18 protein-coding genes and 2 pseudogenes are annotated in these 21,017 nt (G+C 42.6%); 19 read left to right on the top strand and 1 reads right to left on the bottom strand.

Annotated elements, in window-relative coordinates; translation table 11 throughout:
* The first annotated feature begins 14 nt into the window (after positions 1-14).
* From spoVAEA to B9Z54_RS12455, 4 genes are all read left to right on the top strand, one after another.
* Positions 15-587 (top strand): stage V sporulation protein SpoVABEA, encoded by a 573-nt coding sequence (gene spoVAEA, locus B9Z54_RS12470; protein WP_113928707.1) that lies wholly within the window; start codon positions 15-17, stop codon positions 585-587.
* Positions 577-2,061 carry a spore germination protein gene (locus B9Z54_RS12465; RefSeq protein ID WP_187444286.1) on the top strand — a complete coding sequence of 495 codons (1,485 nt, stop codon included), beginning with the start codon at positions 577-579 and terminating at the stop codon, positions 2,059-2,061. The genes spoVAEA and B9Z54_RS12465 overlap by 11 nt, the downstream gene beginning before the upstream one ends.
* Positions 2,062-2,138: 77 nt before the next feature.
* A complete protein-coding gene (lysA, locus tag B9Z54_RS12460) occupies positions 2,139-3,446 on the top strand; it encodes a diaminopimelate decarboxylase (protein ID WP_113928706.1) in 1,308 nt (435 codons plus the stop codon).
* A gap of 644 nt (positions 3,447-4,090) precedes the next feature.
* Positions 4,091-4,450 carry a GNAT family N-acetyltransferase gene (locus B9Z54_RS12455; protein ID WP_113928705.1) on the top strand — a complete coding sequence of 120 codons (360 nt, stop codon included), beginning with the start codon at positions 4,091-4,093 and terminating at the stop codon, positions 4,448-4,450.
* 55 nt (positions 4,451-4,505) lie between these two features.
* On the opposite strand, the gene B9Z54_RS12450 is transcribed toward B9Z54_RS12455, so the two are convergent.
* Positions 4,506-5,015, bottom strand: coding sequence for a DUF309 domain-containing protein (locus B9Z54_RS12450; RefSeq protein WP_113928704.1), 510 nt, complete (start codon positions 5,013-5,015; stop codon positions 4,506-4,508).
* 151 nt (positions 5,016-5,166) lie between these two features.
* On the opposite strand from B9Z54_RS12450, the gene B9Z54_RS12445 reads away from it, so the two are divergent.
* The 15 genes and pseudogenes from B9Z54_RS12445 (at position 5,167) to B9Z54_RS12380 (ending at position 20,876) form a co-directional block, all read left to right on the top strand.
* On the top strand, positions 5,167-5,928 hold the full coding sequence (locus tag B9Z54_RS12445) for a segregation/condensation protein A (protein WP_113928703.1): 762 nt from the start codon (positions 5,167-5,169) through the stop codon (positions 5,926-5,928).
* Positions 5,915-6,508: an SMC-Scp complex subunit ScpB gene (gene scpB / locus B9Z54_RS12440; RefSeq protein WP_113928702.1), complete on the top strand. Its 594-nt coding sequence runs from the start codon at positions 5,915-5,917 to the stop codon at positions 6,506-6,508. The genes B9Z54_RS12445 and scpB overlap by 14 nt, the downstream gene beginning before the upstream one ends.
* Positions 6,509-6,706: 198 nt before the next feature.
* Positions 6,707-7,198, top strand: a complete 492-nt coding sequence (locus tag B9Z54_RS12435; protein WP_113928701.1) for a YpuI family protein — start codon at positions 6,707-6,709, stop codon at positions 7,196-7,198.
* Between the two features lie 602 nt (positions 7,199-7,800).
* Positions 7,801-7,971: a hypothetical protein gene (locus tag B9Z54_RS24840; protein WP_162785194.1), complete on the top strand. Its 171-nt coding sequence runs from the start codon at positions 7,801-7,803 to the stop codon at positions 7,969-7,971.
* Positions 7,972-8,130: 159 nt separating this feature from the next.
* A complete protein-coding gene (locus B9Z54_RS12430; protein ID WP_113928700.1) occupies positions 8,131-9,288 on the top strand; it encodes a D-alanyl-D-alanine carboxypeptidase family protein in 1,158 nt (385 codons plus the stop codon).
* Positions 9,281-9,874, top strand: a complete 594-nt coding sequence (locus B9Z54_RS12425; protein WP_113928699.1) for a nucleoside recognition domain-containing protein — start codon at positions 9,281-9,283, stop codon at positions 9,872-9,874. Before B9Z54_RS12430 ends, B9Z54_RS12425 begins: the two co-directional genes overlap by 8 nt.
* Before the next feature lies 1 nt (position 9,875).
* Positions 9,876-10,406, top strand: a complete 531-nt coding sequence (locus B9Z54_RS12420) for a spore maturation protein (protein ID WP_113928698.1) — start codon at positions 9,876-9,878, stop codon at positions 10,404-10,406.
* An 868-nt stretch (positions 10,407-11,274) separates the two neighbouring features.
* Positions 11,275-11,999, top strand: a pseudogene (locus B9Z54_RS12415) (pseudouridine synthase).
* A gap of 170 nt (positions 12,000-12,169) precedes the next feature.
* Positions 12,170-12,703 carry a thiol-disulfide oxidoreductase ResA gene (gene resA, locus B9Z54_RS12410; protein WP_113928697.1) on the top strand — a complete coding sequence of 178 codons (534 nt, stop codon included), beginning with the start codon at positions 12,170-12,172 and terminating at the stop codon, positions 12,701-12,703.
* Between the two features lie 59 nt (positions 12,704-12,762).
* Positions 12,763-14,397, top strand: coding sequence for a cytochrome c biogenesis protein ResB (resB, locus tag B9Z54_RS12405; protein ID WP_113928730.1), 1,635 nt, complete (start codon positions 12,763-12,765; stop codon positions 14,395-14,397).
* Positions 14,398-14,465: 68 nt separating this feature from the next.
* Positions 14,466-15,646: pseudogene (gene ccsB / locus B9Z54_RS12400) on the top strand (c-type cytochrome biogenesis protein CcsB).
* A 354-nt stretch (positions 15,647-16,000) separates the two neighbouring features.
* On the top strand, positions 16,001-16,717 hold the full coding sequence (locus B9Z54_RS12395; RefSeq protein WP_113928696.1) for a response regulator transcription factor: 717 nt from the start codon (positions 16,001-16,003) through the stop codon (positions 16,715-16,717).
* A complete protein-coding gene (locus B9Z54_RS12390; RefSeq protein WP_113928695.1) occupies positions 16,714-18,489 on the top strand; it encodes an ATP-binding protein in 1,776 nt (591 codons plus the stop codon). Before B9Z54_RS12395 ends, B9Z54_RS12390 begins: the two co-directional genes overlap by 4 nt.
* A 652-nt stretch (positions 18,490-19,141) precedes the next feature.
* Entirely contained in the window at positions 19,142-19,699 is a 558-nt protein-coding gene (sigX, locus tag B9Z54_RS12385) for an RNA polymerase sigma factor SigX (protein ID WP_113928694.1), read from the top strand.
* On the top strand, positions 19,665-20,876 hold the full coding sequence (locus B9Z54_RS12380) for a hypothetical protein (protein ID WP_113928693.1): 1,212 nt from the start codon (positions 19,665-19,667) through the stop codon (positions 20,874-20,876). Before sigX ends, B9Z54_RS12380 begins: the two co-directional genes overlap by 35 nt.
* Positions 20,877-21,017: the final 141 nt, after the last annotated feature.

Genomic DNA, 21,017 nt, shown 5'->3' with positions numbered 1-21,017 from the left:
AGAGGAGAGCTCTTATGGCAGAAAAGAAAAATGTGATAATCGTTACTGATGGAGATGAATATGCCAAGAGAGCAATCGAGGCAGCGGCCAAGGAATACGGTGCCAGGTGCATTTCCAGGTCACAAGGCAATCCCTCTGTTTTGAAGGGTAGTGAAATTGCCGGACTGATCAAGAAGGCAAAAGGAGATTTGGTGTTTGTCATGTTTGATGACAGTGGTTTTCTGGGAGAAGGCAGCGGTGAGACAGCCATGAAGTATGTTGCAGGATGCCGTGAATTCAACATTCTTGGAGCTATTGCGGTTGCTTCCAAAACAAGACAGGCTGAATGGACAAGAGTGGATGTATGTGTTGACAAATTTGGAGAATTGACTCCCTATGGGGTTGATAAATTTGGTGTTCCTGAAAATGAGATAGGGAGACTCAATGGTGATACAGTGTACTGCCTGGACCAGTTAAAGCTGCCGATTGTCGTCGGAATTGGCGATATCGGGAAAATGGCGAAGAGGGACGATTTCTCCAGGGGAGCTCCAATTACTAAAAAAGCAGTGGAAATCATACTTGAAAGGAGCGGATATCATGCCAAATAAGGAACGAGAAAAGACGCCGATACCTGGAAACCTGGGAAAATTGGAACAATTGATGATTGACACAACGGGACTGAACAAAAGCTTCGACCTGGGTGTAAGGAAGCTGAAGATTCTTCATAAAGATGTTCACTTGTACTATATTAACGGATTGTGTGATACACAGTTCATTATGAGGATAGTGGAAGATCTCGTTGAGGTCAATGATCACGAGCGGCTTTCATCGAAACTTCCAGAGATTGTTCAAAATAGAATTCCCCATCAATCCGTTGCGCCTGTCAAAACTGTTGAAGAAATGGTGGATGAGGTATTAAGCGGACTGATTGCCATTCTTGTTGAGGGTGAAGAGGAAGCGCTGATTGTGGATGTCAGGAGCTATCCAGGCAGGCAGCCTCAGGAACCTGATACAGAAAAAGTGGTTCGGGGATCTCGTGATGGGTACGTTGAAAATATCATCGTCAATACCGCTTTGACGAGAAGAAGGATACGTGACCCCCGTCTTAGATTTGAAATATTCCGGATAGGGGAAAGGTCCAAAACGGATATTTCCATTGCTTATATTGAAGATGTGGCCAATCCATCATTGATCAATGTCATAAAAAAGGAATTGAAGGCCATCAAGATAGACGGACTGACCATGGCTGATAAGACTGTAGAAGAATTCCTGGTGAAACAAGGTTATAACCCGTTCCCGCTGGTTCGATATACGGAAAGAGCGGATATCGGCGCAACACATTTACTCGAAGGACATGTGCTGATATTTGTGGATACATCTCCAAGTGTGATTATCACTCCCACAACGTATTTTCACCACTTACAGCATGCGGAAGAGTATAGACAGTCTCCCGCGGTCGGCACCTTTGTAAGATGGGCAAGGTTCGTCGGACTGCTGGCTAGTTTGTTTTTACTTCCCTTGTGGTTTTTGTTTGTACTTGACCCGTCGCTTCTTCCTCCCGAATTAGCATTTATCGGGCCGAATGAGGAAACGAATATACCGGTCATTGTCCAGCTGCTCATGGCGGATTTGGGTATAGAGTTCTTGCGGCTCGCAGCCATACATACCCCGACACCGCTCTCAACAGCAATGGGGTTGATTGCAGCAGTATTGATAGGACAGATTGCCATCGATGTTGGCTTGTTTGTCCCTGAGGTCATTCTATACGTCTCTGTTGCCGCAATTGGAACGTTTTCCACACCAAGTTATGAACTGAGCGTTGCCAACAAGCTTCTGCGTCTGGCTTTGTTGATTGTTGTCGCCATCTTCGGCATCCCTGGATTAGTCATTGGTACGACTGTATTCCTGCTTCTGCTGGTGAGAATCCGCTCATTGAATACACCGTACTTGTGGCCGTTTATTCCATTCAGCCCTAAAGCCTTTATGCAAGTTATCATCAGGCGTTCAATGCCTGGGTCTAAAATCAGACCAAGCATAGTACAGCCAAGAAACAAATACAAACAGCCGGCTAAATCCCGTTAAGATTGCAACACAACGCTTTCTGTGATAAATTTACTTTAAATTACTAAAGCGATAAAGCAGTCAAAGGGATGAGAAGGATGCATTTTAATGGAACTGCCAAAATCAACAGCCGCGACCACCTGGAAATCGGGGGCGTCGACACAGTAGAATTGGCGAAAGAATATGGAACACCTTTGTATATTTATGATGTAGAGTTGATCAGAGAGAGAGCCAGGGGGTTTAAAGACACATTTGAAGACCTTGGCATTAAAGCGCAGGTAGCTTATGCAAGCAAGGCTTTTTCTTCAGTCGCAATCTTCCAGCTGATGGCTGAAGAAGGACTGTCATTGGATGTGGTATCCGGCGGTGAGTTGTTTACAGCGGTAAAAGCCGGTTTCCCAGCTGAGCGCATTCATTTTCATGGCAATAACAAAAGCGAAGAGGAGCTTAGAATGGCATTGCAGCATGAAATCGGCTGCATAGTCGTTGATAATTTTTATGAAATTCAGCTTCTTGAAGATGTTTGTAAGGATATGGACCAAAGCGTCGATATTTTGATCAGGGTTACTCCTGGGATTGAAGCGCATACCCATGATTACATTCTCACAGGTCAAGAGGATTCTAAGTTTGGTTTTGGTTTGGAAAACGGACAGACAGAAGAAGCTTTGCTGAGAACTATAAAATCTCCTTATTTGAATGTGCTGGGTCTTCACTGCCATATTGGCTCGCAGATATTTGAGACAACCGGTTTTGTTCTCGCCGCAAGCAAGATCATTGGCAAGTTGGCCCAATGGAAAGATGAACACGGTTATACCGCTGAAGTGCTGAACCTTGGCGGAGGTTTCGGAATCAGATATACAGCTGAAGATGATCCGATTCCGGCTTCTCAATATGTCCAGGAGATCATTACGGAAGTAAGAAAGAAAGCTGGGGAGTCCAATCTCGATATGCCGGAAATTTGGATTGAGCCGGGGCGTTCTCTGGTCGGCGACGCAGGAACTACTTTGTATAGTGTGGGATCCAGCAAAGAAGTGCCGAATATCAGAAAATACCTGGCAGTGGATGGCGGAATGAGCGACAACATCCGCCCGGCGCTGTACGAAGCCAAATATGAAGCGATCCTTGCGAATAAAGCAGGACAACCCAACCAGGATACCGTCTCTATCGCAGGTAAATGCTGTGAATCAGGAGATATGTTAATATGGGATCTGCCTCTTCCTGAATCTGAACAGGGAGATATTCTGGCTGTATTCTGCACGGGTGCATATGGATATTCCATGGCGAATAACTATAACCGGATTCCAAGGCCACCGGTAGTTTTCGTAGAAAATGGTGAAGCAAAACTTGTTGTCAGAAGAGAAAGCTTTGAGGATTTAGTCAAACTGGACTTGTCCCTAAAGGAATAATAATTTATAGTGGAGGCGGACACGAAGTTGTGTTGGCCTCTTTTTTGCACTAGTTGAGAAGCGGTTTTTATATGATTGGAGAATATTTTCAACTACCTTCCAGTGAATTGTGGATTTGGAAATTCATATTACATAGCAGAAAAGTTTACAAAACAGCCGTCCGTAAAAAATGATAGTTAGAATAGGAAATTAACAAATTATTAGACAGCAAAAAGCTGTTCATAAAAGATTCTTTCATGCTGCTCTCAAATTTCTAAAGAGACAAGGCCTCTTCTTTTAAAATCTTTTATGCCGGTTTCGATTTAGAAGAACAAAGCCTGTGAAACTTTTACTATTTACCGCTTGAACAGGAAAAAACCTGTCGTGGATTTTTTCAAGATAAGACGAAGGAGTTGCACAAATATGAGAAAGAAAAATATAATGTTATTCATCATTCTTTTAATTATTTCCCTTGGTTGGGGCGTTCTCTATTGGATGTTCTTCGCGAGTTGAGGGAGGACAGCGGTTTTGATTTACCGCTTACATGCGAATAAAGTTGAATATTTTCCTTAATTTTAGTAAGATAATAAACGGTTAATATGGATACACGGAAAGAATAAAAAACATTGTGCAGAACATGCGCAAATTATAACGAGGGGTCTTTTATGCTTATACGTTACAAAAAAGCTTTTGAAAAAATTGCGATGGGGTTGCTGTCCTTTATGCCGCAGGAAAAGGATTTGAAAAAGCTGCAGCAGACGATGCTGAATTATGAGCAGGAAGATGACATGCAGTTATTTCTTTGGAAAGACGAAGATATTGTCGGCTTGATCGGTGTCGTTATCGGGGAAGAAGCCATTGAAGTAAGACATATTTCAGTCAATCCTTCACATCGCCATGAAGGTATAGGGAAAGCAATGCTTAGAACCTTAAGTGAAATTTATTCCAACAAAGTGTTGAAGCCGAATGAACATACTGCCGCATTCTTTGAAAAGTGCCATTTAGACAAAAAAGATGAAATCTGATAGCGGAGATTTTACCCTCCGCCTTAAATAGTACAAAAAGACTGACATGAATTTGTCAGTCTTTTTGCTTCTGTTTATTAAATAGTGCTTCTTCCCTCATCCGTATTACGTCGGAACGGTCTCGGAGGGAATGCCGGTGAATGATAGAAGGCGGGATAACCGGTGAATTTCCGATTCTGAGGCAAGCCTGTTCGCATACCTGTTCCAATTCCTTATTGAGAGGAAGGTCGATACTCTGATATTTTTTTCCGGATTCGATATTTTTCAGAGTTTCTTCGAGCAGTGGAAAGAGTCTATCAATTTCGATTCCCAGCCCCTTCAATGAACTGGGGTGCTGCTTCAAGATATTGATACCTTTCCGAAGAATCCTCGCTGCTCCGCTTCTGTTCTCTCTGCGGTAATGGTAAAAGGCGACTGCGGTCTGAATGAGACCAACCCAAATAGATTCCCTGTTGCCTGGATCAGTTTCCTTCCAATATTCCTCGAGCACTTCATGGCATTCAAAATAATCCCGATCACAATGAAAATGAATGAGGAAATCGAGATAATCGGCGGGATAATTCATAGGCGATTTTCCTCCTTTTCTCGATTAGTTTACCATATTCCGCCTGGCGCTGAAAAATCCCAATCCTAAATTTACTATTGGAGAATGCTCTATAATCTACTATACTAATAGGTAGTCTGAAAATGCGTATAAAAATGGAATTGGTGATATTATGGAATACAATGTGAAGATTGATGCCTTTGAAGGTCCCTTAGACCTGCTGCTGCATTTAATTCACTCGTTGGAAGTCGATATTTATGATATTCCGATGGCTCAAATTACTGAGCAGTACTTGTTGTACATACATACTATGAAAAACCTTGAACTTGATGTGGCGAGCGAATACCTGGTGATGGCTGCTACGCTTCTTGCCATTAAAAGCAAGATGCTTCTGCCCAAACATGAAGAATCGGCGGATGATGAGGATTTTGAAATAGAAGAAGATCCACGGGACGAATTGGTTGACCGTCTGATTGAATACAAGCGTTATAAGGAAGCGGCTGTAGAATTGAAAAGCCGTGAAGAAGAAAGAGGCCGGATGTACACCAAGCCGCCAAGTGATTTATCTGAGTATGCTGAAGAGAAGGCATCCGGACAACTGGATCACGATGTGACGATTTATGATATGCTGGGTGCCTTTAATAAACTGCTGCGCAGAAAGAAACTGCAAAAGCCTGTAACCACAAGGATAACAAGACAGGAAATACCCATTGAAAAAAGGATGGATGAAATACTCATCCATATTAAAGGGTCCAAAAAGAAAAAAGACTTCTTCTCATTATTCCCTGACGAAGACCGTGAACATATCGTCGTTACATTCCTGGCAGTATTGGAACTTATGAAAAGAAAGCAGATCATCGTCAGGCAGGAACAAAACTTTGACGATTTTACTGTGCAGTCAGCAGAGGAGGCAGAACTGGTTGGAAATCATTAATTGGAATGGAATACTGGAAAGCCTGTTATTCGCTGCTGGAGATGAAGGATTATCCCTCAAACAAGTCTGTGCAGTCTTAGAAATTGAGGAGCATCAGGCTTTAGAGATTATAGAAGGGCTTTTCGACGTATACAATAAAGACGTAAGCAGAGGCATACAGCTCATAGAATTAGCGGGTACTTACCAGCTTGTGACGAAAAAGGAGCACGCCCCATACTTGAAGAAGCTGGTTGAATCACCTAATGTCAACTCCCTTTCACAGGCGGCTCTTGAGACACTGGCTATCGTTGCTTATAAACAGCCGATTACCAGGGTCGACATAGAAGAAATTCGAGGAGTCAAAACCGAGAGGCCGTTGAGTACACTGGCGTCCAAAGGGCTGGTGAAAGCGGTCGGCAGGGCTGAAGGAACAGGGAGAGCTATATTGTATGGAACAACAAAAGAATTCCTGGATTACTTCGGTTTGAAGGATATCAGTGAACTTCCTCCACTCCCGGAAAATATTGACGAAGAATTCATGTCGGAGGATGCCGATTTGTTTTTTGAAAAGTTTCAGGAAACATTGGATTCACAGTCCTGACTTTATGGTAAAATTATAACAAGCTGATCAAAGGAGGCGGCTTTCAATCTCCCCGGTCAGCTTTTTCTTTAAATAATCGTTTTCAGAAAGTTCAAAAATAACAGGTGAAAAGGTACTGGATGTTTTTTGTCTCATACAAATGGTAAGGAAGAAAGTAATACTATTTCATCTTAAATAAAAAACTTATGGAGGGGTTAGATGAGCAATCCTATCGTCAAGTCGCAGGTAGAAGAAGTACATACATTCCTTGAAAAAACAGTAATGGAGCTGGAAGGTTACCTGAATAATATCACCATTGATGGACTGCTTCAGGAGAAGAATGGTGATAGAGCTTATTATGAAGGTGTTCTCTCCAATATGAGAAGACTGCTTGTTTATTGTGAGGAAGGGCTGGATTCCTGTTCAGTCGTATTGCAAAACGAGCCTTTCATCAAGGGAGCTGCTGAAAAAACACTCTATAAAGTTTACCATCAGTGTATAGAAGAGTTCTTTTCTCCCCGCTACGATTTATGGTACGAAGACAGCCGGTCAGCTTATACAGGCAAAAATTCGATCATGTTTCGCCAGGATCTGCCTCAAAGTATCGTGAGCTTGATGGCGGCAGCCGAAAGCGATTTCCAGCAAGTCAGGGAAGAACTTGAATATTACGAAACAGATTTCAGGACTAAGATTACACAGGCCAGGGGCTGATTTACTGCAGGAAGTGAGACTATCACTTCCTGCAGTTTTTTGTTTCTCCGGTAATTTTTTCGGTAAATACCATTGAGTCCAGCCTTTATGTTATCTTGGTGATTTTCCTGGCAGGTTACACTTGATCATGACTTTTACCCATCGCAGGCGGGTGGATACATAAGAGGAGTGTTTTTGTTGGAGACATGTATCCATTGGAGGCAGGTGGGTACATAAGCGGGTAGTTTTTGTAGGAGACATGTATCCATCGAGGGCAGGTGGCTACATAAGAGGAGTGGTTTTGTAGGAGACATGTATCCAACGGAGGCGGGTGGCTGCATGAGCGTAGAGTATTTGTAGGAGACATGTATCCATCGGAGGCGGGTGGATACATGAGCGTGGTGTATTTGTGTGAGACATGTAACCATCGGAGGCGGGTGGCTGCATGAGCATGGTGTATTTGTGTGAGACATGTATCCATCGTAGAAGGTTGGCTACATGAGCGTGGTGTATTTGTGTGAGACATGTATCCATTGGAGGCGGTTGGCTACATGAGCGTGGTGTTTTTGTGTGAGACATGTATCCAACGGAGGCGGGTGGCTACATGAGCGGGGAGTTTTTGTGTGAGACATGTATCCAGCGAAGCAGGGTGGCTGCATGAGCCGGTGGTTTTTGCTGCAGACATGTATCCAACGAAGGCAGGTGGATACATGAGTGAATTAAACTTGTCGAAGATATGTCACCGTCCATCCCGCAAAGCCATACGCCTTGAGAGGAAATCGAGTATTTTTTAAAACAGTGTTTAAAAAAGACGTCTATTCAGGACCATCCAAAAAAGATCTTAGCAAGGTGAATTGAAGGAAAAATGAAATTGGTTTTCTGGAATCATAATTCATACCGCTCTGCATAGACTTGTACAAACACCTTTGGACAAGGAAAAGGAGTAGATGTCTATGAAGGAGAGAAGGCTGAGAGCCGGTATTTATACGGTAATCATCATGTTCATCATTTTTTCTTCTTTTAATGCAACGGCTGAGGCGGCACCTTCTGTCAGTGCGCAGAGGGCGATTGTCATAGATCAGGACACGGGAAGGGTATTGTATGAGAAGGACGCACATACCCAGAGCCGGATTGCCAGTATCACTAAAATCATGACAGCTATTCTTGCGATAGAATCAGGAAAGCTGGACGAGAAGGCAACTGTGAGCAGCAATGCTGTAAAAGCGGAAGGTTCGTCGATCTATCTAAAGCCGGGGGAGAAAATTAAGCTGGAGGATTTGGTGTACGGCCTAATGCTTCGGTCAGGCAATGATTCGGCTGTCGCGATTGCTGAGCATGTAGGGGGAAGCCTCGATGGTTTTGTTTACCTGATGAACAAGAAAGCGGAAGAAATCGGGATGGTAAATTCTCATTTTGAGAACCCTCATGGATTGGATGATCATGAAAACCACTATTCCACCGCCTATGATATGGCTATTTTGACGAGGTACGCTATGCAAAATGACACATATAGAGAGGTCTCGGGTACCAAGGTGCACACATCCCCCGATCCTGAAAATGACTGGGACAGGAAATGGCGGAACAAGAACCGGCTGCTTACGGAAAAATATAAGTATTGTACCGGCGGCAAAACCGGCTATACGAAAAGAGCCAAAAGGACATTGGTTACAACTGCGACCAAGAACGAGCAAAACTTGATTGCTGTAACGCTCAACGGGCCGGATGACTGGAATGACCATATTCAGATGTTTGAATATGGGTTTAAGAACTTTGAGACTGTCATTGCTCTTCCACAAGGGAAAATTCCAGATATCAAGGATGAATTTTATAAAGATAAGGTCTTTATAAAAAGAGATGTGCTCCTGGCAATCAAAAAGGAAGAAGAGGATTCTATCAGGGTTGAATATAAGTTCCTCAAGCCTGAAGACTCCTGGAAAGACGGTAATGTTCCTGAGGTTGTCGGCCGAGCAGTGGTTTATATGGACGAGAAGGAGACAGAACGAGTACCTGTATTTTTCAAAAAAGATGAAGAAGCAGAAGAGAAAAAAAGCTGGTGGATGTTTTGGAAGCAGTCTTTCATTTCATTTCTCGGAGTAAAAGCGGATGGTTAATTATATTTGGGTTGGAATGACCATCATTGGCCTTATCTTTGCAGCTGTGAACGGTAAAATGAAAGAGGTAAACGAAGCCATCTTTCAATCCGCTAACGAAGCGGTCACATTATGTATCGGCCTTGTGAGCATTTTGGTGTTCTGGCTTGGAATCATGCGTATCGCTCAGGATTCGGGATTGCTGGATAAACTTTCCTTTCTGTTCCGGCCGATTGTCAAAAGGCTGTTTCCAGAAGTGCCCGCCGACCATCCTGCTATGGGCTACATACTTTCCAATATGATGGCCAACATGTTCGGGCTTGGCAATGCGGCAACTCCTCTTGGCATTAAGGCGATGGAGCAGCTGAAAGAATTGAATGGGGGAAGGGACTATGCCAGCCGTTCCATGATCACATTTCTCGCTATTAATACATCGAGTTTGACGATCATCCCCACCACAGTGATTGCCATCAGAATGAATTATGGTTCGGTCTCACCTACCGAAATCGTCGGTCCGACTCTCGTGGCAACCTTTCTCTCGACAATAGGAGCAATTATGATTGACCGTTATTTTTATCACAGAAGAATCCGCAATGGAGTGAAGTGATATGGAGATTATCTCAACGATTTCATTATGGCTGATTCCAATGCTGATTGGAGTCATTCTTTTATATGGAACCTACAAAAAAGTGCCCACATATGAGAGTTTTGTTGACGGCGGAAAAGAGGGTATCAAAATTGCGGTTTCGATCATTCCGTTTCTGATCGGGATGCTCGTGGCCATCACTATATTCAGAGCTTCCGGGGCACTGGAATACTTTGTTTCTCTAATAGAACCTGTTCTTTATGCAATTGGAATACCAGCCGATATTGTACCACTGGCAATAATCAGGCCGATTTCAGGCACAGCTGCGTTGGGGATGGTAAGTGATTTGCTGGCAACCCATGGTCCGGATTCCTTTATAGGGAGGCTGGCTTCCGTTCTCCAGGGAAGCACCGATACTACCTTCTACGTCTTAACCGTTTATTTCGGAGCGGTGGGCATCAAAAAAATGGGAGACGCCCTAAAAGTAGGCCTGCTCGCAGACCTGATCGGCATAATAGCCGCGATAGTCATTGTGACCCTTATGTTCTCGTGAGTTCAGCATGAAGGTTTACAGAATGTTTTAAGGGTCATTTTTAAAAAGGAGATTCAGTTACTTCCTTTTTACCAAAATAAGATGGATAGACAAACCCCGCATGGGCATTTGCGGGGTTTGTCTTCTTTTAATTGTGCTTTTGGTTTATGTCATTGCTGTCAAAAATTCTTCGTTCAACCCCTCATTGTTTTTAGGAACTTCTATACTTAATGTCAGTTAGCTTTAAATAAGTATTTGATAAAGCGACAATAAATTGTTTCTTAATTGGCATTGTTTTCCGACAGAATCTTGCAAAAGAGACCGGTTAATCTGTTCAATATGCAATTCAAAATGTACCCAAACCAGCCCTGACAATCCTTATAGTTCTTCAAAATTTTTGGGGCAACTTCCTATAGACTTTAATTCCTTATATTAACGTAATGAGAGTAGTAACTATTAAAAAACTAGCAATGATTTGATTGGAACGGAAGGTGCGTGACCTCCTGCGGGACTAGCGTGACAGGTGAGACCCCACAGGCGAAGCCGAGGAGGCTCACCGCACGCCCCGCGGAGTCATGCACCTGTAGTGGAAATCAATAAATCCTCATAGACATCAGCCGCTGACCATTTTTAACAATATGTTTTGGTTGTTAATCAAAAGAGTATATTTCAAAACCGAATTCGTTATATGCAGGATCCCTTTTAAAAAGACCTTATGTTACCAATACTAATAAAGGACAATCCCTTTGCATTTCCTTGCTAATATGTGATAATTCATTCATGTGAATGAATTTCAAAGTATTGATTTGTATAGAAGGACTTTTAATTATAGAAAATCTGAAATAGATCAATGGAAATGAAACACGTACTTAATAAGAGGTGAATTAGAATGGAACGTTTGCAAAAAGTGATTGCGCACGCAGGTGTGGCATCAAGAAGAAAAGCAGAAGAAATGATTCTTGAAGGAAAAGTGAAAGTAAACGGCAAGACGGAAAGAGAATTAGGAACGAAGGTATCGGGTTCTGACAAAATTGAAGTCAACGGGATACAGATTGAAAGAGAAAATAAGGTTTACTATCTTCTTTATAAACCAAGAGGGGTAATTTCGGCTGTAACAGACGACAAGGACCGCAAAGTGGTCACGGACTTCTTTCCTCACATCCAGGAAAGGATTTATCCTGTCGGGAGGCTGGATTATGATACTTCCGGTCTTATTTTGCTCACAAATGACGGGGAGTTCGCGAATCTGCTGACGCATCCAAGCTATAATATCGACAAAACGTATGTAGCGAGACTGAAAGGCATACCGCCGAAATTCAAACTGAAAGAACTTGAGAAAGGAATCACGCTTGAAGATGGAAAAACAGCTCCCGCAAAGGTGAAAATCTTGAGCATAGAGAAAAACAAGATAAGGCCATTGTGGAAATCACCATTCATGAAGGACGGAACAGACAGGTAAAAAGGATGTTCGAAGCAATTGGCCACCAGGTTCAAAAGCTGAAGCGTGAAAGATTTGCTTTCCTTGATCTTCATGGACTGAATGCGGGCGACTCTAGAGAACTTACTCCTCATGAAGTAAAACAGCTAAGAGCATTGGCCGAGACTGGTAATTAAAAGAGTTCGTATTCTTAAAAGTGTCACACTTCCTTCAAAAACAGGCTCCTGAAGGAAAAATAACAATGCTATAATAGATGGGAATATATAAACACAGACAAAAGGGACAATCACATTGTCCCCTTTCGTTTGCACGCAAAAACTGTAAAATGCAAGGAGGCAGTAAAGAGATGGATAAAAAAAAGCGCCGCTTGCTTATCCGGACAATCATCTTGGTTGTGCTCGCTGCAGCAGTCATATATACCTTATATGCCAACTTCACTAAGGAAGACAGAGGTGTCCTCAAAGCGGGAGACCAGGCACCTGATTTTGTGCTTCAGGATATGGAAGGCAATACTCACCGGTTATCCGATTATAAGGGCCAAGGAGTATTCCTTAACTTCTGGGGAACCTGGTGTAAACCTTGTGAAAAAGAAATGCCGTATATGGAAAATCAATATCAGGCATTTAAAGATGAAGGTGTACAAATACTGGCTGTGAATGTCGGCGAATCAGATTTTCAAGTCAATAAGTTCATTGAAGAACACGACCTTACATTTCCTGTTGTAGTAGATTCTGAGAAAGATGTCCAAAACATTTATGGCATAAAGCCATTGCCTACAACACTTTTAGTGGATGAAGATGGAAAGATTGAGAGAATTGTTACAGGGGAAATGACTGAAGCGGACATCGAGCAGCATATGGAAAGCATCAAACCTAATTAACAGGAGGCCGGTTCATGCCAGCAGGGAAAGTGCCGGCCTGTAGATTAAGGAGTTTTAGCATGAAGGAAATCAAATGTGAATGCGGGCATGTCAATCCTCATGGAACGATCCTTTGTGAATCCTGTGGAAGGGCTTTGACAGAGGATGCGAAAAAAGACAAGCTCCATGATATGAGATATGAGGGCAGTGCGCGTCGTTCACAAACATATAACAAATCAATCATTGATAAAATTTGGAACTTCTTTTCATCTGTAAAAGTAGGAATCTGGCTTATTTTAATTACTCTGATTGCTTCTGCCGTGGGAACAATCCTGCCGCAGGAAATGTACATTCCTAATACGATGCCTGCTGAAGAATACTATGGCGAGGTATACGGCTGGTTCGGTGAAGTCTACTATATCCTCGGGTTCCATAATCTTTATGGCTCCTGGTGGTTCCTGCTGATGATAGCTTCTATAGGAATCTCTTTAGTGATATGCAGCTTGGACAGGGTCATCCCTCTCTATAGAGCATTGAAAAAGCAAAAAGTATCCAGGCATGAAGGGTTCCTTAAAAGACAAAGGCTGTTCAGCGAAACAGAAATGGCAGATTCCGAGCAGACTTTACAGCAGATAAAAAAAAGCATGGAAGAAAAGAGATATAATGTGCGTGAAGAAAATGGCAGCCTTCTGGCGGAAAAGGGCAGATTTTCACGGTGGGGCCCATATGTTAACCATATAGGCCTGATCATCTTCCTGATAGGCGCCATGCTCCGTTTTGTTCCTGGCATGTATGTGGATGAAGTGCTTTGGATAAGAGAAGGGGAAACGAAGGCGATTCCGGGAACCGATAAGGAATATTACCTGGAGAACAAGAACTTCACATTGGAAATGTATGATAAAGTCAAAGATAAAGAGGTTTTTGGCGAAGCTTTGGAGAATGCAGGTGAAGTAGCTAAAAATTATCAGACAGACGCTGTGCTTTATCGTGCGGAGAAGTCCGATATTCCAGGTGAAAAAGCTGAAATGCAAGAGGAAAAAGAGAAAGCAATTCAGGTCAACCAGCCTTTGAAGTTCGGTTCGTATGCAGTATACCAGACTAGTTACCAATTAGATGAGTTTAAGGCGATGTCATTCACACTTTCTAACAAGGCTACGGAAGAAGAGTTTGGTAAATTTACAGTGGACCTTTTCGACCCTCAGGAAATGTATGAATTGGAAGATGGCAGAAAGGTAGAATTGATGGGATATTACCCGGATTTTGACGGCTTTGATGATAAGGGTGAACCGCAGACGAAGTCACCGCTGCCGAACAATCCTGCATTCCTTTTCAAAATGTTCTCACCTGAAAAGCCTGATGGAGAAATCAGCTTTGTCGGTATCCAGCAAAACCTTGAGCCATTGGGTGATAACACTTATAAAATGAATTTTGCAGGTCTGGATACCAGGGATGTTTCTGCATTGACAGTCAGAAAGGACCTGACTCTTTGGGTGATTGGAATTGGCGGGGCTATTTTCATGATAGGAGTAGTTCAGGGAGCATATTGGAATCACAGAAGAATCTGGGTCCGTAAATCGGACAAAGGTTTGATTGTTGCCGGTCATACCAATAAAAACTGGCATGGACTGAAAAAGGAAATCAGTTTTGTCCTTGAAGGTACAGAGGTTGAAGAACCATATGACCAGCAGGAGATTGATGGAAAAGAAAAGGCATGAATTGATTTGGAAAACTAAAGCGGCTGATGAAAAATCAGCCGCTGCTTGCAAAAGGAGGATTACCTGATATGGATTTAGCACAATGGAGTAGTAATCTGTTATATATATCTTTTATTCTTTACTTAATTGCCACGCTCTTTTTTGGCGGTTCCATTCGCGATAAGAATAATAAAAATAAAGGTGTAAGCCGCTGGGGCAAGATCGGTATGGGGCTTACACTTGTGGGCTTTGCCGCACAGCTGGGGTATTTTTTCACCAGGTGGTTTGCTTCCGGCCATGCACCTGTCAGTAACTTGTTCGAATTTACCACGTTCTTCGGGATGATGCTGGTGGGGGCTTTCATCATTATTTACTTTTTATATCATTCGACCGTGCTGGGATTATTTGCACTGCCGATCGCTCTCTTAGTCATTGCTTATGCCAGCATGTTTCCAAGAGAGGTCAGCCCGCTCATCCCTGCATTGCAAAGTGACTGGCTGAAGATTCACGTTACTACAGTTGCTGCTGGTGAAGCGATTCTGGCTATCAGCTTTGTGGCCGGATTGATTTATCTCTTGAAAAAGGTGAATCATGCACAGGAAAAGAAGCAATCATTCTGGCTGGAGAGTGTTATGTATGGGTTGGTAGTGGTTGTTGGATTCATTGTCTCTACAACTGCGTTCAGCCTGATGGGATACAACGCTGAATTTCAGTATGTTAACCAAGCGGGACAGGAAGCGGTTGAAGAATTCAAAATGCCTGCACTTGTCGCTCCCCATGAAGGTGAGCTTCTGACTGCGGACAGATTCGAACCTGCTGTCGACGTGCCTTCAATCGTTAACGCCCTCAAGTTAAATACAGTGCTATGGTCTTTCATTGCAGGAACGGTCATTTATTGGATTCTTCGTTTGGCTGCCAGAAAAAACTAAGCCTGTGGCTTCAGAAGTATGTTAATAGTGTCAACCTTGATCTTATGGATGAAATCGGATACCGTTCCGTATTAATCGGGTTCCCGGTATTCACCTTGGGTGGTTTGATTTTTGCCATGATCTGGGCACAGATTGCATGGAGCCGTTTCTGGGGATGGGATCCAAAAGAAGTATGGGCTCTTATCACATTCTTATTTTATGCAGCCTTCCTTCATTTCCGTCTTTCAAGAGGATGGCACGGTGAAAAGTCTGCCTGGCTTGCAGTCATCGGTTTCATCATCATTATGTTCAACCTGGTGGCTGTTAACCTGATCATCGCAGGTCTTCACTCTTATGCTTAATTGATTCGTTTGCAGGCATCTTTTTTCAGGAATACTGCGTGTTTCCTCAAGCTTTCCTGAAAAAGATGCTGAAATAATGCCCCTCCGCTTTTAGTGGAGGCTTTTTTCTATTAAAATAGGAAGTATATTGAAAAGGCTGTTTTCGTATAAATTGTTGCTTTCGGAAAAATCCAAAGAGCCGGATTTTTCCCTGGATACTGATATTTTCTCTCAAATCGGAGTGAGTAGCTCTTTTCTTTCTTGCTTACCAAGATATTTATGGTGATTTATCTTAACAACAATATATTAAAAGCAACAAAGTTTACGAAAAGAGCCATTGAAAAAGATCATAATAGTTCAAAGGGGGATATAAGGATGGATCAAGATGTAAAAGTATTAATCGTAGATGACGAAGCACGCATTAGAAAGCTTTTAAAAATGTACCTGGAAAGAGAGAACTACGTAATAGAAGAAGCAGAAGATGGGGAAAGTGCCCTCGATCTGGCATTGAATAATGAATATGATTGCATTCTGCTTGATTTGATGATGCCTGGAATGGACGGAATCGAAGTATGCAAGGAGCTTCGCCAGAAAAAATCAACACCGGTCATCATGCTGACTGCAAAGGGAGAAGAGGCTAACCGGGTGCAGGGCTTTGAAGTGGGGACAGACGACTATATCGTGAAACCGTTTTCTCCAAGAGAAGTGGTTCTAAGGGTTAAGGCACTCCTGAGAAGATCTTCCCAAACAAGCTATATACATACAGACACCAAGGCAAAGGATATGGTCGTTTACCCGCATCTGACCATTGATAACGATGCCCATAGAGTCACGGCAGACGGGAAAGACGTCAATCTGACTCCGAAGGAATATGAACTTCTGTATTTCTTGTCAAAAGCGCCCGATAAAGTATTTGACCGGGAACATCTCCTCAAAGAAGTATGGCATTATGATTTTTTTGGTGATTTAAGAACGGTGGATACACACGTTAAAAGACTGCGTGAAAAATTAAATAAAGTGTCAGAGCAGGCTGCGAAGATGATTGTCACGGTCTGGGGTGTAGGTTATAAATTCGAGGTTAATAATGAATGAGACTTTGGCGCAGTGTCGTAGGGAAACTATGGATCACCATACTGCTGTTAGTTGCGTTTGTTCTCTTTATACTTACCATCCTTCAGCTTGAGTTCTTTCAGAATTACCATTTGGAACAGGTAGAGAATGACTTATCTGACACAGCAGAAAAAATTGCATCCGTGCTAGAGAATCATCAAGACCTGAGCATGGGTTTGCAGATTTCAAAGGAAATCGTCGATGATCCCCATAATTTAATTGTTGCTGAAGACCGGAATCAATTGTATTATGCCGAAGATATAACGGCTGAGCACTTGGAGCTTCAACAGGAGATCCTTCAGCAAAAAGAAGTCACGGCTGTTTTCGAAAGGCAGAAACCATTTGTCAAAGAAGTTCATTTAAATGGGGAGTCTGTATCTAACCTATATGAAAATATTGTGGCTGTCGGTGCGCCTGTACAATTGGAAAATGGCGGTACAGGAGCCGTTTTGATCTTTCAATCTCTTGAAGAAATCAAAGAAACCACCAGGCAGACAACCAGACTCATTTTGCTGGCTGCCGGAATCGCCATCATTCTGACGACGATATTCGCCTTCTTTTTGTCTACCAGGATTACAGCACCACTCCGGAAAATGCGTGAAGCAGCCTTTGAAGTAGCCAGAGGAAGATTTGATACGAAGGTACCCATCCTGACACACGATGAGATAGGTGAGCTGGCAACAGCCTTCAATCAAATGGGAAAACAGCTGAATTACAATATGCATGCCCTCAGCCAGGAAAAAGAACAGCTGTCCAGTATCTTAAGCAGTATGGCTGACGGGGTCATAACGTTTAATAGAGATGGAACCATACTTATCACAAACCCGCCGGCTGAACGTTTCCTCCAGCAATGGTACTATGAGCAGGAGGGAAATGAGCAGGAGGCAATCCCGCCGAACCTTAAGGAACTTCTGGAGAAGGTCATCCTTCTTGAGAATGAACAGACGGGGGAAGTGAGTCTGCAGGGGCGCTCCTATGTAGTGATTGTCAGTCCACTTTATAATGAAGAGTATGTCCGGGGAGCCGTAGCGGTCGTAAGGGACATGACGGAAGAAAGACGACTGGATAAATTACGTAAGGATTTCATCGCGAATGTTTCACACGAGCTTCGCACACCTATTGCGATGCTTCAAGGATATAGTGAAGCCATAATAGATGATATTGCAGCTTCTGAAGAAGAGAAAAAGGAAATCGCAAAAATCATCTATGATGAATCCCTCAGAATGGGCAGGCTTGTGAATGACCTGCTTGATTTGGCCCGGATGGAAGCAGGACACATTACCCTGAATTATGAAGAAACAGATGTATCGGGGTTCCTTGAACGGGTGACAAATAAATTTCAGGGAATAGCGAAGGAAAAGAATATTGAGTTAAGCTTTATTGGAAAGAGATCCAATGAGAGTGAACAGCTGATTTATTTAGACCCTGACCGAATTGAACAGGTCCTCACGAATCTGGTTGATAATGCACTGAGACATACCCCTGAGACAGGCCGCGTCTTCGTGAATTACAAACCTGTGAATAGCGGGGTCCTTGTTGAAGTCAGTGACTCAGGGTCGGGAATTCCTGAAGAGGATCTGCCTTTTGTTTTCGAGCGTTTCTACAAGGCAGATAAAGCAAGAACCCGCGGTAAGTCGGGGACAGGTCTCGGATTGGCAATTGCAAGGAATATCATTGAGGCACACAACGGCCAAATCAGTGTGCACAGCAAACTGGACCAAGGTACGACTTTCTCCTTCTTCCTTCCTCAATAATCGCCAAATTTCATTGACAAGAAATCGTGAAGTCGTCTCATAATGGAGATTGATGGCGATTAATCTTGTTACACGGGAAACATCACAGGCAGCGCCCAGAGAAATCTGGGCGTTTTGTAATGAAAAATTTTTTGTTTGAAGGCTCTTTTCGTAACTTGTGGCTATTTAATAATTTCTGAAAAAAAATAATCTAAATTCACCAGAATAAACCTAGTTAAAATGAAAAAAAGAGCTGCAACCCCCGATCAGAGTGTATACCCTTAGTATGCGGGGGGAAATCCGGCTCTTGGAATTTTTCCGAAAGTAACAATACAGGTGAAAATAGTCTATTAAAAGAAGGCTCGATGAACAAACGCTCATGATAAGAGTTTCCAAGGAGATTGCCTTATTTTAGCCGCCATTACCTGAAGAACAATCTAGGTCAGAGCCACTTTTCCTGCTCACTAATTAGTACCATACAGCGGTGACAGGCAGCTTGGATCGTGAATAGTAAGAACCGGTTTCCTGCTAAGAGAGATACAGAGAATGAACGAAGATTTTTTTGATAGTTTGAAAAATCACCTTCCTTTTTCAAAACATTAATAATATAGTTGAGGGTGTGTAACTTTTATATAAAAAAACCGTCTAATCCATTGAACGGGGAGGGGAAGAAATGGACTCCGTTTTTGAAGAACTTTATTCAAAGTATCATCAGGATGTTTTCCAATTTTTAATTTATACGGTCAGAAGCCGGCAGGTTGCAGAAGACCTTGTCCAGGAAGTATATATCCGCGTCTTGAAATCACATAATAAATTCGAGGGAAAAAGCTCTGAAAAGACCTGGCTTTTTTCTATAGCAAAAAATGTAGCGATCGATCACTTTCGGAAGCAAAAGGGATGGAAAGGAAAGATACTCGAGAAATTCGACTGGAGCCAGCCCATCAAAGACGATAAGGAAATTCCGGAAGAAATTGCAATGCAAAAAGAAGAGGTAAGAGATTTGTATAAATGCATTAAAGAGTGTACACCGGATCAAAGAATGGTCATTACCATGAGATACATCCAGGATTTATCCATTACAGAAACAGCAGAAGTTTTGGATTGGACAGAAAGTAAAGTTAAAACAACCCAGCATCGTGCCATCAAAACTTTGAAAAGGCTGATGGAGCAGCAAAAACGAGAGGAGGGTGCCAGCGATGAAGAAACACAATTGGGACGAGGCGGAAATTAAAAATCTCCTAAAAGAAATGCCCTCGATGAAAGACAGCAGAAGCCGCAAAGAAATATATGAAGCAGTGAAAGGATCCGGGCTCAGGAAAAAGCCGAGATCATGGGGGTATCCTGCAATAGCCGGAATCGCGGCCATATTAATCCTTTTTCTGATTTCACCTTCTCTCTTCAACTCCTTCAACCAGACCCAATATGAAAACTCAACAGCTGATATGGCTGCAGATGATGCGGGGGAAGCAGGCTCTCCGCAAAAGGAATTGGCCTCCATGCAGGAGTCTGAAGAAAACGCTGTGATAGATGACAATTCTAATAACACCGAGAACAGTGAACAATCATTAATGAGGAAATTGGAAACCGCAGAAAGACCAAGTGTGTATGAAGAGGATTTGCTGCAATACGATTTATTCACTTTCGGGCTAGTTACCCCGGATGCTTCAGTTGTTCCAATGAGTGTGCTTGTTGAGAAACAAGACTCTGCCGATTGGCTGGAAAGATTCAAAGAAGTTTCAGAGGAAATCCCGGAACAAAGCTGGGGGTTCGATGAGTACTATCCTCTGCCCGGTACATTGGATTTTAACAAGGAAGATAATGAGTTGACCTATACAGTTACGGAAAAAGAATTGACGATTCCCGGCAGCGGAGGCGAGGAGGTTTTTTACGACTCCATTGCATTTTCCTTGAATGGCTCAGGGTATGAAAAGATGAACCTTCAAAATGAAGATGGAACTGTTCCTTCGTTTTCACATATGGGAGAGATATCTGAGATACCAAAAGCAGGCTACTCTAAAAATGGATATTTTAAGTATTCTCTTCCTAATGGAGAATCTTATCTTATTTCCGGTGAGAATGAATATATGAGCTTTAATGAAGCATTAGAGGGCATGAAATCATCATCCACCAGCCTTTATGAAACGCTCATCCCTGAGGATATTCAGTTTGAGGTGACCTTGGATCACAACCTTGCAGCCATCTCATTTGAAGAACCTTTACTGTTAAATGAAGAGATTGATCCTCTTTTCGCAGATGCGATTTTGCTGACAGCCCGTGAATTTGGCTATGACGAAGTCTTATTTAAAAATATTGAGAATACAACTTGGAATGGATTTGACTTTACGAAGCCCATTTCCGTACCTCTCAGCCCGAATAAGAAGGTATTAAACTTAGAGGACGGATCTTAAAGAAACGTGTAATGTACTGAACATTGATTGAAGAGTCCTATACCTTTTTAGGTTCTTCCCTTACTTCCAAACTAAACTGTGAAAACGAACAAACGACCAGAGTATCCTCTCTCTGGTCGTTTTTTATTATCCGGCCAAAAT

Source organism: Bacillus sp. P14.5 (assembly GCF_003316765.1).
GTDB lineage: Bacteria > Bacillota > Bacilli > Bacillales > Bacillaceae_B > Rossellomorea.
This window is presented reverse-complemented; position numbering and strand designations above follow the sequence as displayed.